The following is a 14,707-nucleotide window of genomic DNA, read 5'->3' on the forward strand; positions in this document are numbered from 1 at the left end:
CAGGCCGACGACACCGCGGTGATCATCTACACGAGCGGCACGACCGGCCCCCCCCAAAGGCGCCGAGCTCACCCACTTCGGCATCTACATGAACACGACGGTCTCCGGCGCGCGCATCCCGATCCGGCCCGACGACGTGGTCCTGGCCGTGCTGCCCTTCTTCCACGTGTACGGGCTCACGAGCGTGCTGAACATCTGCGTCCGCCACGCCTGCACCATGGTCCTGCTCCCCCGCTTCGACGCCGCCGCCGCGCTCGACCTGGTGGAGCGCCACGGGATCACCCGCATCTCCGCCGTGCCGACCATGCTGATCGGCATGGTGGAGGACCCCGACACCGGGCGGGACCTCTCGTCCGTGAGCCAGGTGGTCTCCGGAGGCTCGGCCCTGCCCCAGGAGGTGCTGCGGCGCTTCGAGGCGAAGTTCCCGCGGGCGACCATCCTGGAGGGGTACGGCCTCTCCGAGTCGACCAGCTCGGTGGCGGTGAACGTCTCCCGGGAGGAGCGCCGCGTCATGTCCATCGGCAAGCCGCTGTGGGGCACCGAGTGCCGCGTGGTGGACGCGGAGGGACACCTGCTCGGCCCCGGGGAGGACCAGGTGGGGGAGCTGCTCTTCCGCGGCCCCACCATCATGAAGGGCTACTACCGCAACCCCGAGGCCACGGCGGCCACCCTCGTGGACGGGTGGCTGCGCACCGGGGACATGGGGTACCGGGACGAGGACGGGTTCATCTACGTGGTGGACCGCAAGAAGGAGCTCATCCTCCGCGGCGGGTACAACGTGTACCCCCGCGAGGTGGAGGAGGTCATCGCCACGCACCCGGCGGTCTCCGAGGTGGCCGTGGTGGGGCGTCCGCACCCCTCCCTCGGCAGCGAGGTGGTGGCGGTCGTGAGCACCCGGCCGGGCATGAGCGTGACCCCGGCGGGGGTCATCGAGCACGCCAAGGTCTCCCTGGCGGCGTACAAGTACCCGCGCGAGGTGGTCGTGGTGGACAGCCTCCCCAAGACCGCCACCGGCAAGATCCGCAAGCGGGACCTGGCGACCACGCTGGCCGAGCCGGCCTCCCCCGAGTCGCACTCCGCGACGCCGTAGCCGCCCGCGACGACGGCCGCGCTTCCCTGTCCTCCCCTCCTGGGAGAATCGGGAACGTGGCCGTCCCCTCCCCCCTTCCCCTGCGTAACGGCGTCAACGCGACCCGCCTGCGCCTGCCCGCCTCCGGACCCTGGGCGTCCGTCCAGGAGTACGTCCTGGACCGCTTCGGCCACGTGGACCCGGACGGCATCCGGCGGCGCTTCGCCTCCGGGCAGGTCGTGGCCGCGGACGGCGCCCCCATCCCGGCGGACACGCCGCTCGGCGTGCACGACGACCTCTGGTACTACCGGGACGTCCCCGACGAGGCCCCGCTGCCCGTGACGCACACGCTCCTGCACCGCGACGAGCACCTCGTGGTCATCCACAAGCCGCACTTCCTGCCCACCACCCCGGGCGGCCGCTTCGTCCAGGAGACCGCGCTGGTGCGGCTGCGCAACGAGCTCGGCCTCGACGACCTCGTGCCCCTGCACCGGCTCGACCGGGCGACGGCCGGCGTCGTGATGTTCTCCGCGAACCCGGCCACCCGCGGCGCCTACCACCTGCTCTTCGAGCGGCGTGCCGTGGCCAAGACCTACGAGGCCGTGGCGCTCCTGCCGGACGCCCCCGACGACGGCGCCCGCGGCCCCGGCGCCCCGGCCGACCCCGTCCTGGGGCGATTCCCGCTGACCGTGCGCAGCCGGATCCGCAAGGACAAGGGGGTCCTGCGCTCCGTGGTGGAGGAGATCCCCGCGGCGGCCTCCGGGCGGCGCGCGGGCGCGCCGGTGCGGACCCGGCGGTCGAACCGGCCCCACGCCGGGGCGAACGCGGAGTCCCGCGTGGAGCTGCTGGGCGTCGGCGTCTCCGCCGGGACGCTGGCGGGGCGGCGCGTGGCGCACCTGCGGCTCACCCCGCGCACGGGCCGCACCCACCAGCTGCGCATCCACCTGGCCGCCCTGGGCCTGGGCATCGCGTTCGACCCGTTCTACCCGGACCTGCTCGACCTCGCCCCGGACGACGTCACGCGTCCCCTGCAGCTGCTCTCCCGGTCGCTGCGCTTCACGGACCCGGTGACGGGCGAGGAGCGGGAGTTCACCTCCCCCGCTGAGCTGCAGGAGCGACCGCGGTGACGGGCGGGGACCCGGCCGCCCTGATGGACGCGCTCGGAGCGTGGTTCCACCCGCTCACCGCGCTCCTCGTGGCCCTGGACGCCCCGATCCCGCCCGTCCCGTCGGAGGTGGTGGTCATCGGCTCGGGGGCGCTCGCGGCCGAGGGCCGGGTCTCCCCCGTGGCCGCGGTGCTGGCGGCGTGGCTGGGCTGCTGGGCCGGGGACGTCGGCCTCTACGCGCTGTTCCGCCACGGCCTCGCCGACCGCCTGGACCGCTGGGCGTGGTGGCGGCGGATCCACCGGGGGATCCGGACTCTGCTGGTGCGGGTGGGCCCGGCGGGCAGCCTGGCGGGGCTGTCCGTGCTGCGGTTCGTCTCGGGCGGACGGACGGCGTCGATGGCGGCGGCCGGGATCGGCGGGATCCGCTGGCCCGTGTTCCTGTGGCTGTCCGGGGCGGGCTCGCTCGCGTGGTCCGGGTCCATGGTGGGGCTCGGCTGGCTCACCGGCCGGGCCACCGGCCTGCCGTGGTGGGCGTCCGCGGTGGTCGGCATGGTGTTCGGTACCCTTGCAGGGTTGATGATCGCGGGGATCATGGCCCACCGTCGCCGGGGCCGGAAGGGGTGAGCATGCAGGACGCGTCCTCCGAGTCCCGTGCCGCCCTCGAGCGCCTCCGGGACGCCTCGGCGCCCCGTCCCGACGACGACGCGACGCGTGCCCCCGCCGAGCGCCCCCGCCGCGCCCTGGCCGCGCCCGGGGAGATCTCCCGCCGCGATCTGCGCCGTCACGAGCGCGCCCTGCGCTCGGGCCGACCCGAGACCGCCGCCGAGCGCCGCGTGCGCGAGGACCGCCGCGCGGATGTGCACCGCGCCATGGACCGACTGCGCACTCCGGGCGCTCCCGCCCAGCAGCGCCCACGCCGCGACCTCAGCGAGATCCTGGACCGCCTCGGCAGCCCGGACCTCGCCCGTTTCACCGACCCGCTCGTCGGCACGGTCGAACGCATCCTCCCCGCCCCGGGGCGGGACCCGGAGAAGGCCGCGGAGGCCGCACGCCGCCGCACTGCGGCCGAGGAGCGCCGGCGGGCCCGCCTCGACGAGGAGGCCCGCCGGGCCCAGGCCGCGCGGGTGGCCCGCCGCCGCCGCGAGGAGGAGAAGCAGCGCCGTCGGCGTGAAGCCGAGCGGCGCCGTCGGGTGGCGGCCGAGGAGAAGGCCCGTGCCGCCGCCGAGGCGGAGGCCCGCCGCCGGGAGCGGGAGGAACGGCGCCGCCGGGAGGCGGAGGTCGCCGCCGAGCGCGCCCGCGTGCAGGCGGAGCGGCGGGCCCGCGAGGAGGCCGCGCTCGCCGAGCGGGAGCGGCTGCGGCTCGAGGCGGAGGCGGAGGCGGAGCGCCGTCGGCAGGCGGCCGAGGCCGAACGCCGTCGCCTCGAGGCCGAACGCGTCGAGGCCGAGCGGCGCCGTCGGGCCGAGGAGGCCGAGCGGCGCCGTCGCGAGGCGGAGGAGGCCGCCCGCCTCGAGGCCGAGCGACGTCGTCGCCAGGCCGCCCGCGTCCGCGCCCACACCGTGCTGCACGCCGAACGCGCCCTCGCCCAGGCCCGGCTCCTCGAGGACCGCGCCCGGGAGGCCGAGCGCCGTGCGGCGGAGGACGCCGCCCGCCGCCGTCGCGAGCACGAGGAGCGGGAGTCCCGCGCGCTCGCCCGGGCCGCGCGCGAGCTCGAGGGCCCCGAGGTCTTCCCGGCCGCCGCCGACCGGCCGCTGCTGTCCGACCCGGAAGAGCGGCTCACCGATGAGGAGCTGTTCGCCCGAGCCCGGGTGGCCCTGCCCGAGTGGCGGCGGCGGCAGCGACTCTCCACGAAGGCGCAGGCCGTCCGGGCCGAGGCCATCGCCCACTCCCCGGCGGGGCCGGTCACGGGCGCCCTGCCCCTGATCCCCGGCTACACCCCCGCTCCGCCCGAGGAGCCGGCCGGCTCACCGACCGCTGCGGACCGACGCGGCCAGGCGCTGCTGACCGTCGTGTGGGCGCTGTTCGTGCTCTCCGGTGCGTGGGGCCTCGGTCTGGCCGGCCGCGTCCCGGGGCTCGCCGCGCTCGACGCCGGCGCGTACCCGCTCACCGCCGACGGCCGACACGGCCCCGGCGCGAGCGTGTTCGGGCTGTCCCCGCTGCACCCGGCGATCTGGCCGGTGCTGTGGCTGCTGACCGGGATGTACGTGCTCCGGCAGTGGGGGCGGGGCCAGGGGGCGTCCCCGCGGCACCGCCGCATCCGAGGGGCGGTCGCGGGGACCCTGCTGGCGCTGGCGCTGTGGTTCCCCCTGGCCGTCCTGGCCCCCGGGGGCCTCGACGTCGTCCCGTGGCTACTCGCCCTGGTCCTCATGCTCCGTGTGGTCCGGCGGCTCGGCGCACGCCCGGCGGCCCGCCGCGTCGCACGGGTGGCCGAGGACGGCGCGTTCGGCGTGCTGCTGGGCACCCTCCTCGCCGGCGCACCCACCGCGGTGGGCGCCGCCCTCCACGCCTGGGGTGTGCACGTCGACTGGTTCCCGACCGAGCTGCTCGCCCTGCTGGTGCTGCTGGCCCTGCTGCTGGCGGCCCTGCGCCTCGTGCTCGGGGGGCGCGGCCGCCTGGGTGTGGCCCTGGGCATGGCCTGGACCCTGCTCTGCCTCGCCCTGCCCCGCCTGCTGCCCAGCCCGCTCGGGGCACAGCAGAGCGCGTGGGTGGGCTTCGCGGCCGCCTTCGGGGCGCTGCTGCTGGTCACCGCCGCGGCCGTGCGCCGCTCCTGGGCCCGCCAGATCGAGCGCGACGCCGCCCGCCGGCCGCACCCGGCCGGCGCCTGAGCCCGTCCCCGTTCAGCGCCCGGGCCCAGCGGGCACCGGGACCCACCGGCCGCCGTCGCGCCGGAGCACGTCCAGCCGGCCCGTCACGGCGACGCCGGCCACCGCCTCCGCCATCCGCCGCGCCACCTCGGCGGCCTCGGCGTCCTCGCCGGCCCGGTGCGAGCCGGGCACCGTGAAGCGCAGCACGATCCGCGGGACGCGCGCGACGACCTCGATGTCCTTGGCCGCGAGCACGTGCGTGGCCTGGACGGCGGCCTCGGCCAGGTCCATGACCTCTTCGGGCCGGTGGCCGGGCAGGAGGTCGCCGATCTGCAGGCGGGCGCGGTAGGAGGGCATGGGCCCAGGGTAGGGGTGGACGCAGCAGCGGTGACGACTTCTCTCGTCGCACGGGCCGGCCCGCCCTTCCGCCCGCGGCGGACGCGAGCCCTCCCGTGTCCGGACCCGCTCGTAGGGTGGGGTGCATGACTCAGACCGCCACCCCGCAGACCGACGCCCCCGCCGTGCCCGCGATCTTCGAACCGATCGAGATCAACGGCGTGCGCGTGCGCAACCGCCTGATCCTGCCGCCGATGTGCCAGTACTCGTGCGAGGCGCGCGACGGCGTCCCCCACGGCTGGCACTTCCAGCACCTGGGCGCCCGCGCGGCCGGCGGCTTCGGGATCGTGGTGGCCGAGGCCACCGCCGTCACCCCCGAGGGACGCATCTCCGCGTGGGACACCGGCCTGTGGAACGACGAGCAGCGGGACGCGTGGGCGCCGATCGCCGAGTTCATCGCCTCCCAGGGCGCCCTGCCCGCCATCCAGCTCGGTCACGCCGGCGCCAAGGCCTCGACCGTCCCCATGCACCCGGGCGCGCCCGCCGGGCAGCCGATCCTCGAGGGCCCCGACTCCTGGGAGACCCTCTCCCCCTCCGGCGTGGCCACCAACTCCATGGAGATCCGCACCCACGCGATGCGGGTGGACGAGATCCGGGAGACCGTCCAGGCCTTCGCCGACGCCGCCGAGCGCGCCGACCGTGCCGGCTTCGGCGCCGTGCAGCTGCACGCCGCCCACGGCTACCTCATCCACCAGTTCCTCTCGCCGCTGACCAACACCCGGACCGACGAGTACGGCGGGGACTTCGAGGGCCGCACCCGCTTCCTCAAGGAGGTCGTGGCGGCCGTGCGCGAGGTGTGGCCCGCGGACAAGGTCCTCGGCATCCGCATCTCCGGCTCGGACTGGGTCGAGGGCGGCTGGAGCATCGAGGAGACCGTCCGCCTGGCGCAGGAGCTGCAGGGGCAGGTGCACTGGTTCGACCTGTCCTCCGCGGGCATCGGGGACACCTACGAGGGCCCTCAGGGCCCGGGCTATCAGGTGCCGCTGGCCACCGCCGTGAAGGAGGGCACCGAGGGGATCGTGGTGTCCGCCGTCGGCTCGCTGACCGGCGCCGAGGAGGTCGCGGCCGTGGTGGACGAGGACCGCGCCGACGCCGTCTGCGTGGGCCGCGCCGCCCTGGCGAACCCGAACTGGCCGACCGCGGCCGCCCTCGCGCTCGACGTCCCTTCGGAGCAGGTGCCGATGGCCCGGCAGTACTTCCGCGCCAAGTGGTGAGCGGAACACGCGGGACCCGGTGTGCCCCCGGCGCGGAACTCCGGTAGAACAGAACCATGAGCGTGCGCACCCCCGACCCGAATCCGGGCTGGCTGTCCGACGAGGACCTCTACGAGGCCCGGCGCCGGCTGCCCATGGTGTATGTGGAGGCCATCCCGGTGCGGCTGGACTCCCTCGGCTACGTCACCGAGATCGGCCTGCTCTACGTGGCGGACGAGACCGGCACGTTCCAGCGGACGTTCGTCTCCGGACGCGTCCAGTACCGGGAGACCATCCGCGCCGCGCTGATGCGCCACCTGGAGAAGGACCTCGGCCCGCTCGCGTTCCCGCAGCTGCCGCCATCGGTGGTCCCCTGCACCGTCGCCGAGTACTTCCCGGCGCCGTCCGAGACCGGGCTGACGGACGACCGCCAGCACGCCGTGGCCCTGGTGTACGTGGTGCCGGTGACGGGTGAGTGCCAGCCGCGCCAGAACGCGCTCGAGCTGACCTGGCTCACCCCCGAGGAGGCCCTCGGCGAGGACATCCAGGCCGAGTTCATCGGTGGCCGCGGGGACCTGGTGCGCCAGGCCCTCGCCCACGTGGGATGGGGGCGCTGAGCATGGCACCGGTCGTCGGCGGCTACCTCCGCCATCTGAAGTCCCAGGACGTGCAGCCCGGGGACAGCTTCCTGACCCGCCGCGGCGAGCCCGCCCCGCCCGTGGCCTCGACCCGGGTGATGCGGGACGACTTCGGCACCCCCGCGCTCGTGATCGCCACCCTCGAGGGCGGCCGGGAGGTCAAGATCGCCCACGGCTCCGTGATCCGGGTCCGCACGGACCGCCCGGAGGAGCGCAGGGCCGTCCCGGACACCACCTTCTCCCCCGTGGACGCGGGGTCCCCCGAGGAGCGGATCGTCGCCGTCGGCAAGCGCCACCTCGACGACACCGAGCTGACCGCCACCGCGGCCCGGCTCTCCCACGGGTTGAACCTGCGCTCCGGCTCCCAGCTGGAGGACGTGTTCGGCATGGCCGAGCGGCTCTACCTGCTGCACGAGGACACCGAGGGCACGCTCGCCACCCTGGGCCTGCTGACGAACCTGCCGTGGGACGGGGCCGTGGGGCGGTGGAAGTCCATCCAGGCCGCGCTGTCCCTGGCGTCGCTGATCCTGCGCGAGGAGGGCGAGCACATCGCCGCCGCCAACCTCGGTCGGCGCCTGCTCGAGGCGGACGAGGTCCCCTCCGAGCCGGGCCGGGCGTCCCGCGTGCTCGAAGTGCGCCAGCGTCAGCTCAACGAGCCGCCGCTCTACGACCGGGAGATCTCCCGCGCCCTGCAGGCCCGCGACGCCGAGGCCGAGTATCAGTGGCGCCGGGCCCGGTTCGGCCAGCTGCTCTACCTGCGTGCCCGCGGCGGCTCGGAGACGCTCACGGACGCCGACCTGGATTCCCGGATCGCCCGGGAGCTCGGCGCGCTGCGCACCCTCGCCGACGAGCTCGAGGCGAAGGCAGCCACGCGCCGGTGAGGCCCAGCCGCGGGACGGGCGTCGAGAGCCGGCCCCGTCCCCGGTGACACGCCCTCCGGGGTCCGGCTCGTGTGGCGCACCTCACTCTCCAGCCCCTGCCGGGGTTATGCTCCCGGCATGACCGGCTCCGCACCCGCCCAGCTCCGCCCCCTCCGCGCCACGGACGCGCCCGCCGTCCTGGCGGCCTTCCACGCGGGCACCGTCGGCATGGCCGATCCCGCAGAGGTCACCGACGACGCCTCCGCCCGCGCCTACGTCGACGGACTGGTCCAGGCGGAGGGGACGGACGCCGTCGCCGTGGTGGAGCGCGGGACGGACACGCTGATCGGCCTGGTCGCCGTCGTGCGCGACGAGGCGCACGGCACCGGCGCGCTCACCGCCTGGCTGCATCAGGGCTGGCGCGGGGACGCGATCATGTCGCGGGCGGCGACCACCGTGGCGGACGCCGAACTGGCCGAGGGCGGGCTCGAACGGATCGAACTGGCCCACCGGGCGGACAGCCCGACGGCGGGGGCCGTCGCCCGGGCCGCTGGGCTCCGTCACGAAGGCACGCAGCGCGGCCGCCTCCGCACGGGCGGGCGGCGGCTCGACGTGCACCTCTACGGCCGGCTGGCCGCGGACCCGCTGCCCGAGGAACGCGTCCGTCCCCTGCCGTGGGCCTCCGACGCCCGCCCCTGGGCCGACCGCTGACCGCGACCCGCCCCCGACGACGCCCCGCGACGCCGTCACGCCCTCCCGGCCCGATGCCCCGCTAGTCTGCCGAGATGACCACCCCGACCGGCGCCATCCCGAGCCCGCATCCGCGGCCGTTCCTCCTCGTCCAGACGCGCCCCGAAGACGACGCCGCGGCCGCCGAGGTCGAGGCCGTCCAGCGACTGGGCGGCTATCCGGAGGGCCGGCTGCGGGTGCTGCGCCTGGACCGCGTCGTGCAGCGCCCGGACGTGGCCACGCACGGCCTGGACTGGGAGGCGGAGCTCGCGGACGTCGCCGCCGTGATCCTGCCCGGCAGCCCGTTCACGGGCTCCGATCCCGAGGAGACCAAGTCCCCCGTGCAGCGCGCCGTGGAGGCGGAGCTGGGCCGGATGCTCGACGTCGTCCGGCGCCGCGACCTGCCGTTCCTCGGCTGCTGCTACGGCGTCGGCACGCTGGGCCGGCACGCCGGCGGCGTCGTGGACAACGCGTACGGCGAATCGGCCGCGCCCGTCGAGGTCACGCTCACCGACGAGGGTGTCGCGGATCCGGTGCTGGCCGGGGTGCCGCGCACGTTCGCGGCGTACGTGGGCCACAAGGAGGCGATGAGCGCGCTGCCGCCCGGCGCGGTGCTGCTCGCCGCGGGCGCCGACTGTCCCGTGCAGATGTTCCGGCTCGGCACCCGCCAGTACGCCACCCAGTTCCACCCGGAGCTGGACCAGGCCGGTATCCTCGAGCGCCTTGAGATCTACCGCGAGCACGGGTACTTCGCCCCGGGCGAGTACGAGCCCACGGTGGCGGGGCTGGCCGCCGTCGACCCCGAGCACCCCCGCCGGATCCTGGCGAACTTCCGCACGCTGTTCGGCTGAGCCGCCCGGCCCACCCCGTAGCGTGGCTGCATGGACACGCACCGCGCCACCGCTTCCCTGCCCTGGATCGACGGCCCCGCCGTGCGCGCCGCCCTGAGCCCGCGCGCCGCCGTCGACGCGCTGGAGGCGGCCCTCGCCGCCGGCCTGGACCCGGAGGCCGACGCCCCCCGCACCCGCGTGTCCACCGCCGCCGGGCAGCTGCTGCAGATGCCCTCGACGCGCGGGACCGAGGTCGACACCAAGCTGCTCACCCTCACGCCGGACAACCCCGAGCGCGGACTGCCCGTCATCCAGGGCGTCTACGTGCTGTTCGGCGCCCCGGGCACCCCCGGCCAGGCACCGCGGGCCGTGCTGGACGGCGTCGAGCTGACGGGCCTGCGCACCTCCGCGGTGTCCGCGCTCGGGGTGCGGCTGCTCGCGGACGCCTCGCCCCGGCACCTGGTCGTGGTCGGCACGGGCGTGCAGGCGTGGGAGCACGCGCTCACCTTCCAGGACGTGTTCGGGCTGGAACGGGTGTCCGTGGTGGGCCGCGACGCCGACCGGGCCGCCGCCCTGGCCGCGCGCATCGAAGCGGAGCTGGGCGTGACCGCGAGCGCCGCGGGCCCGGAGGCCGTGGCGGAGGCGGACGTCGTGGTGACGTGCACGGCCGCGACGGCCCCGCTGTTCGACGGGACGCTCGTGCCGGAGCACGCGACGGTCGTGGCGATGGGCTCGCACACCACGGACGCCCGCGAGACCGACGACGCCCTGGCCCGCCGCGCGACCGTGGCGGTGGAGTCGCGGGACTCGGCCGCCCGCGAGGCCGGGGACGTGACCCTCGCGATCGACTCCGGCGCGCTGGCCGGGATCGAGGACACGGTGACGCTGGCCGAGCTCGTGGCCGGGACCGCGCGTCGTCGGGAGGGCGCGCCCGCCCTGTTCGTCACCACCGGCATGCCCTGGCAGGACCTGGTGGTGGCGAGCGCGGTGGCGCGGGAGGTGCTGGGCTGAGCCGGGGCGGCCGGGTCCAGCTGGCGGACCGAGGGCGTGTCCCGGCGACTGACGGCGAGGAGGACGAGGGCGCCGGCGAGCCCGACCAGATTTCTCGCCACGAGCGGGGCGCGGCCGGCCTCCGCGGTGTCAGCCCAGTCGAGCACGCCCCGTCTGGATAGAGTGACTCGCGCCACCCTCTTCACTGCAAGGCAGGACACATGATCGACGCACCCCTCGCCCAGCTCGCTGAGACGTACGCCCGTGACGTGCGGCTCGCCTCCACGAGCGGGGTCTCCGCCGAGCCGGAGGCGCAGCTGACGGTCCCGGTCTCCGAGTTCCTGCGCGCGTTCTCCTCCGTCACCGGGATTGGGGACCTCAGCCTGCTGCGAGAGGCCCAGCTCGACGGCGTGCGCCCGGACTTCGCCGCCCTGATCGACGGTCGCCCCTGCGGATGGGTGGAACTCAAGGCACCCGGCCACACGGTCATCGGAGAGAAGTGGCGCGGCCGGGAGAAGGGCCAGTGGGACCTGCTCTCCCAGCTGGACGCGCTGCTCGTCTCGAACGGAGACGAGATCGCCCTCTATGTCTCCGGCTCCCCTGTGGACACCGCGTTCCTGCCCGTCGACGGCGTCGCAGGCTGGGACGCAGACCGCCTGCGCACCGTCCTGGAACAGTTCACCCTGGCCCAGCCCCGGCCGATCACCCGAGTGAGCCAGCTCGCGGACCGCCTGGCCCCGCTGGCCCGCTTCCTTCGAGAGCGCCTCCAGGAAGGCCTGTCCAACAACTACCGCTCGGTGCGGGAGGCGAAGGCGGCCTGGGACCACACGGTGCATCACACGACCACGGACGCCCAGTTCGCCGGCGACGTCGCCCAGGTCGTGGCCTACTCCATGGCCATCGCCGGTCTCTCCGGCCAAGCGGACCGGAACGCCGACGGCGTGGTGACGCTCGAGGAGGCCAAGCACGCCCTGGAGACGGCCCACCGCAATGTTCTGGCGGCGTCCCTCGGACCGATCATCGGCATCCCGGCGCTCATGGAGTACATCGCCCCGGAGGTCGGGGCCATCATGCGGCTGGTGTCCAGCATGGACGTGGCCGCCATCGAGCGCTCCACGGACTCCCGTGGTGAGCCGTGGCTGTGGTTTTACGAGGACTTCCTCCAGCGCTACGACCCGGCCGCCCGTAACCGCGCGGGTGTCTACTACACGCCGATCAGTGTGGTGCAGTGCCAGGTGCGCGTGGTGGACGCGCTGCTGCGGGAACGTTTCGGTCAGACCCTGGGCTTCGGCGCCCCCTCGGTGGTGACGCTGGACCCCGCGACGGGCTCCGGCACCTACCCGCTGGCGGTCATCGACCGCGCGGAGGCAGCGGCCCGGGAGGAACGCGGCCCGGCGGGGGTGGCCCAGGTGGCCAAGAACCTCACGAAGAACCTGCTGGCCTTCGAGCTGCTGCCCGGCCCATACTCGGTGGCGCACCTGCGCATCGGCCAGCGGCTCGCTGAGGCGCAGGGTCACGCCTTCCAGGCGGAGGAGATCGGCGTGTACCTGACGGACACCCTGGAGGACCCCTCGGCGGGCATGGCGGAGGGGCTATTCGGCGACGCGCGGGTCCTCGCCGAGGCCGCCGAGGCGGCCCGCCGGATCAAGCGGGACCGGCGCATCACCGTGGCCATCGGCAACCCGCCCTATGACCGGGTGACCTCCGGCACCGGCGGCTGGGTGGAGCACGGGGACGGCGAGGACGCGCTGTTCGACGACGTGATCGGCCCCGCCCAGGAGCAGGGAGTGATCTTCTCCGCCCAGGCCTCGCTGTACAACCTGTACGTGTATTTCTGGCGGTGGGCCATCTGGAAGGCGTTCCAGCAGGACCCCGGGGACCAGGCGATCATCTCCTTCATCACGGCGTCCTCGTGGCTGACCGGCCCGGCCTTTGTGGGTCTGCGCGATCTGGCCCGTCGGACGGCCAGTGAGATCTGGGTGATGGACCTTGGCGGCGAGGGCCGCGGGGCACGCCAGGAGGAGAACGTCTTCGACATCCAGACCCCGGTGGCGATCGTGACTCTGGTGCGCACCGGCAAGGCCGCCCGGGAAGCGTCCGTGTACTACCGGCGCTTCCGGGGCACGCGCGCGGAGAAGTTCGCGGCCCTGGACGAGGTGGCCCGGTTGGATCCCGACGACGGCACATGGGAGTGCCTGCCCGGTGGGGCGGGCGACCCCTTGGCACCGGCCAGCGGCGGGGAGGACTGGGCGGCGATGCCCGCCCTGGCGGACCTCTTCCCCTGGCAGCAGCCCGGGATCAAGTACAACCGCGCCTGGCCCGTGGCCCCGGATCAGGACACCTTGCAACGGCGGTGGCGAGAGCTGTTGGCTGACCCGTCCGCGGACGCCCGTGCGGAGAAGTATGTGACGGGCCACTCTGGGCGCACCATCCACACCGCCGTGAGCGGCCTGACCCCCTTGGCGGCGCTGCCCGCCGACGCTGAGCACCGGCCGATCACACGGGTGGCGTGGCGCTCCTTCGACCGCCAGTGGACCTTCGACGATCCTCGATTGATCAACTTGGAACGCCCCGCTTTGTGGCAGGCGCTCTCGGACCGCCAGCTGTTCTTTGTCTCCCCCAAGACGGCCCGCATCAGCGGTGGCCCCGCCGTGACCGTGGCGACGGCGGTGCCAGATCTGCACTACTTCGTCGGCTCCTACGGCGGCAAGGACGTCATCCCCCTCTACCGGGACGCTGAAGCCGCCCAGCCCAACGTCACCGGCGGGCTGCTCCCGCTGCTGGGGGAGCGCTACGGCCGAGAGGTCACGCCGGAAGACCTGGCCGCCTACGTCATGGGCATCGCCGGCCATGACGCCTACGTCCAGCGGTTCGACGAAGCCCTCGAAGGCAGCCCCGTCCGCGTGCCGCTGACGGTCGACCCGGCCCTGTTCGCCCGTGCCGTGGAGCTGGGTAAGCGTCTGCTGTGGCTGCAGACCTACGGGGAGCGGTTCACTGGTGTAGACCGCCCCGCCGGCCGCGTACCCCGCATTCCTGGCCTGGGTTGGGAAGCCCCCGTGACGGCCTTGCCTGCCTCCCCGCGGGCCGTGTCCTACGACCCTGCAACCCAGCGGCTAAAGGTGGGGGACGGCGTCGTCACCGGCGTGAGTCCGGAGGTCAGGGCCTTCGCCGTGTCCGGCATGAACATCCTGGACAAGTGGCTCGGCGCCAGGACGGCCACCGGCATCGGCCGCGCCGCCGGCAAGGCAGCCACCCCGCTGGACCGTATCCGCCCCACCGAGTGGGCAGACGAGTGGAACGACGAGCTGCTCGATCTGCTCCGAGTGCTGACCGAGACCGTGTCACTGGGTGGCGACCAGGCAGACCTCTTGGACGAGATCCTCGCCGGAGACCTGATCCCGGCGAACGAACTCCCGGAACCGACCCCGGCCGAACGGAAGGTTCCCAAGACGATCAAGCGGGACTTCTCCACTGCGCAGGAGGAGATGTTCTGATGGACGCTGCGAACGTCATCGCCCTCGTGGTCTCCGTGTTGGCGCTCCTGGCCGCGGCATGGTCCGCCGTGGAGTCGTGGCGGTTGCGCCAGATCGAGAAGGGCCGCGACGAGCGGCAGGACCTGCGCGAAAAGCAGGAACAGGCACGCCAGGTCGCCGCGTGGATGTGCGTCGCCGCCCGGATCAATGACGAGTTCGGCGCCCCACCCACGCGGCGCTGGTTCCTCGCCGTGGAGAACTCCTCCCAGGTCCCGGTCTACGGGGCACGGGCCACGGTGGCGTCGAAGTATCCCGTTCCCGATCTCACCGCCGCCATGCTGCCTCCAGGACGCACCTACTTCGAACTGAGCAAGAACGAGTGGGGCTACGGCGTCCAGGCGGATGAACTGGACGTGGTCCCCCGGCCGCTGACCAACGCCGAACGGTTCCGGGTGACCGCCTTCACCTTCACCGACGCCGCTGGCGACCGCTGGTCCCGCGACCACCAGGGTCGGCTCTCAGCGACAAGTGGGAAAGAGTCTGAAGCGACTGATTGAGGGACAGGCAGGCAAGGGACCTGGACCAGCTCCATGCACAGCTCCGAGCCGACCACCCGCAGGCGG

The 14,707-nt window shown here is 74.5% G+C and carries 13 protein-coding genes; 12 read left to right on the forward strand and 1 reads right to left on the reverse strand.

Annotated features, from left to right (window positions below; genetic code table 11):
- Nucleotides 1–88 precede the first annotated feature (88 nt).
- From KVS67_RS05160 to KVS67_RS05175, 4 genes are read left to right on the forward strand one after another with little or no spacing between them, the layout of a single operon-like run.
- The gene (locus tag KVS67_RS05160; protein ID WP_196488485.1) at nucleotides 89–1,090 is read left to right on the forward strand and encodes an AMP-binding protein; all 1,002 of its coding nucleotides are present in this window, start codon (nucleotides 89–91) and stop codon (nucleotides 1,088–1,090) included.
- A gap of 56 nt (nucleotides 1,091–1,146) precedes the next feature.
- Nucleotides 1,147–2,196: a pseudouridine synthase gene (locus KVS67_RS05165; RefSeq protein WP_063189926.1), complete on the forward strand. Its 1,050-nt coding sequence runs from the start codon at nucleotides 1,147–1,149 to the stop codon at nucleotides 2,194–2,196.
- On the forward strand, nucleotides 2,193–2,798 hold the full coding sequence (locus tag KVS67_RS05170; protein WP_036316081.1) for a DedA family protein: 606 nt from the start codon (nucleotides 2,193–2,195) through the stop codon (nucleotides 2,796–2,798). The genes KVS67_RS05165 and KVS67_RS05170 overlap by 4 nt, the downstream gene beginning before the upstream one ends.
- 2 nt (nucleotides 2,799–2,800) lie before the next feature.
- Complete coding sequence (locus KVS67_RS05175) at nucleotides 2,801–4,996, forward strand: hypothetical protein (protein ID WP_063189928.1); 2,196 nt, start codon at nucleotides 2,801–2,803, stop codon at nucleotides 4,994–4,996.
- Between the two features lie 12 nt (nucleotides 4,997–5,008).
- On the opposite strand, the gene KVS67_RS05180 is transcribed toward KVS67_RS05175, so the two are convergent.
- Nucleotides 5,009–5,332: a hypothetical protein gene (locus KVS67_RS05180; RefSeq protein ID WP_063189930.1), complete on the reverse strand. Its 324-nt coding sequence runs from the start codon at nucleotides 5,330–5,332 to the stop codon at nucleotides 5,009–5,011.
- 125 nt (nucleotides 5,333–5,457) lie between these two features.
- Between KVS67_RS05180 and KVS67_RS05185 the strand changes: the two genes are divergently transcribed.
- The 8 genes from KVS67_RS05185 (at nucleotide 5,458) to KVS67_RS05220 (ending at nucleotide 14,641) form a co-directional block, all read left to right on the forward strand.
- Complete coding sequence (locus tag KVS67_RS05185) at nucleotides 5,458–6,585, forward strand: NADH:flavin oxidoreductase/NADH oxidase (protein ID WP_036339859.1); 1,128 nt, start codon at nucleotides 5,458–5,460, stop codon at nucleotides 6,583–6,585.
- A 56-nt stretch (nucleotides 6,586–6,641) separates the two neighbouring features.
- Nucleotides 6,642–7,181: an NUDIX hydrolase family protein gene (locus KVS67_RS05190; RefSeq protein WP_036316089.1), complete on the forward strand. Its 540-nt coding sequence runs from the start codon at nucleotides 6,642–6,644 to the stop codon at nucleotides 7,179–7,181.
- Between the two features lie 2 nt (nucleotides 7,182–7,183).
- Nucleotides 7,184–8,083, forward strand: a complete 900-nt coding sequence (locus KVS67_RS05195) for a DUF6707 family protein (RefSeq protein WP_230297492.1) — start codon at nucleotides 7,184–7,186, stop codon at nucleotides 8,081–8,083.
- 117 nt (nucleotides 8,084–8,200) lie between these two features.
- Nucleotides 8,201–8,773 carry a GNAT family N-acetyltransferase gene (locus tag KVS67_RS05200; protein ID WP_063189932.1) on the forward strand — a complete coding sequence of 191 codons (573 nt, stop codon included), beginning with the start codon at nucleotides 8,201–8,203 and terminating at the stop codon, nucleotides 8,771–8,773.
- A gap of 74 nt (nucleotides 8,774–8,847) precedes the next feature.
- Nucleotides 8,848–9,642, forward strand: a complete 795-nt coding sequence (locus KVS67_RS05205) for a glutamine amidotransferase (RefSeq protein WP_063189935.1) — start codon at nucleotides 8,848–8,850, stop codon at nucleotides 9,640–9,642.
- A gap of 30 nt (nucleotides 9,643–9,672) precedes the next feature.
- Nucleotides 9,673–10,632, forward strand: a complete 960-nt coding sequence (locus KVS67_RS05210; protein WP_036316096.1) for an ornithine cyclodeaminase family protein — start codon at nucleotides 9,673–9,675, stop codon at nucleotides 10,630–10,632.
- Between the two features lie 200 nt (nucleotides 10,633–10,832).
- A complete protein-coding gene (locus KVS67_RS05215; protein WP_051995282.1) occupies nucleotides 10,833–14,105 on the forward strand; it encodes a type ISP restriction/modification enzyme in 3,273 nt (1,090 codons plus the stop codon).
- Nucleotides 14,105–14,641, forward strand: a complete 537-nt coding sequence (locus KVS67_RS05220) for a hypothetical protein (RefSeq protein ID WP_036316098.1) — start codon at nucleotides 14,105–14,107, stop codon at nucleotides 14,639–14,641. Before KVS67_RS05215 ends, KVS67_RS05220 begins: the two co-directional genes overlap by 1 nt.
- Nucleotides 14,642–14,707 lie beyond the last annotated feature (66 nt).

The organism is Micrococcus sp. GbtcB5 (assembly GCF_019091605.1).
GTDB lineage: Bacteria > Actinomycetota > Actinomycetes > Actinomycetales > Micrococcaceae > Micrococcus > Micrococcus luteus.

Bases quoted from the DNA above. Each gene is read 5' to 3' on its own strand.
- KVS67_RS05160 (WP_196488485.1), top strand. From the start codon at position 89: ATGAACACGACGGTCTCCGGCGCGCGCATCCCGATCCGGCCCGACGAC.
- KVS67_RS05175 (WP_063189928.1), top strand. From the start codon at position 2,801: ATGCAGGACGCGTCCTCCGAGTCCCGTGCCGCCCTCGAGCGCCTCCGG.
- KVS67_RS05180 (WP_063189930.1), bottom strand. From the start codon at position 5,332: ATGCCCTCCTACCGCGCCCGCCTGCAGATCGGCGACCTCCTGCCCGGC.
- KVS67_RS05185 (WP_036339859.1), top strand. From the start codon at position 5,458: ATGACTCAGACCGCCACCCCGCAGACCGACGCCCCCGCCGTGCCCGCG.
- KVS67_RS05190 (WP_036316089.1), top strand. From the start codon at position 6,642: ATGAGCGTGCGCACCCCCGACCCGAATCCGGGCTGGCTGTCCGACGAG.
- KVS67_RS05195 (WP_230297492.1), top strand. From the start codon at position 7,184: ATGGCACCGGTCGTCGGCGGCTACCTCCGCCATCTGAAGTCCCAGGAC.
- KVS67_RS05200 (WP_063189932.1), top strand. From the start codon at position 8,201: ATGACCGGCTCCGCACCCGCCCAGCTCCGCCCCCTCCGCGCCACGGAC.
- KVS67_RS05205 (WP_063189935.1), top strand. From the start codon at position 8,848: ATGACCACCCCGACCGGCGCCATCCCGAGCCCGCATCCGCGGCCGTTC.
- KVS67_RS05210 (WP_036316096.1), top strand. From the start codon at position 9,673: ATGGACACGCACCGCGCCACCGCTTCCCTGCCCTGGATCGACGGCCCC.
- KVS67_RS05215 (WP_051995282.1), top strand. From the start codon at position 10,833: ATGATCGACGCACCCCTCGCCCAGCTCGCTGAGACGTACGCCCGTGAC.
- KVS67_RS05220 (WP_036316098.1), top strand. From the start codon at position 14,105: ATGGACGCTGCGAACGTCATCGCCCTCGTGGTCTCCGTGTTGGCGCTC.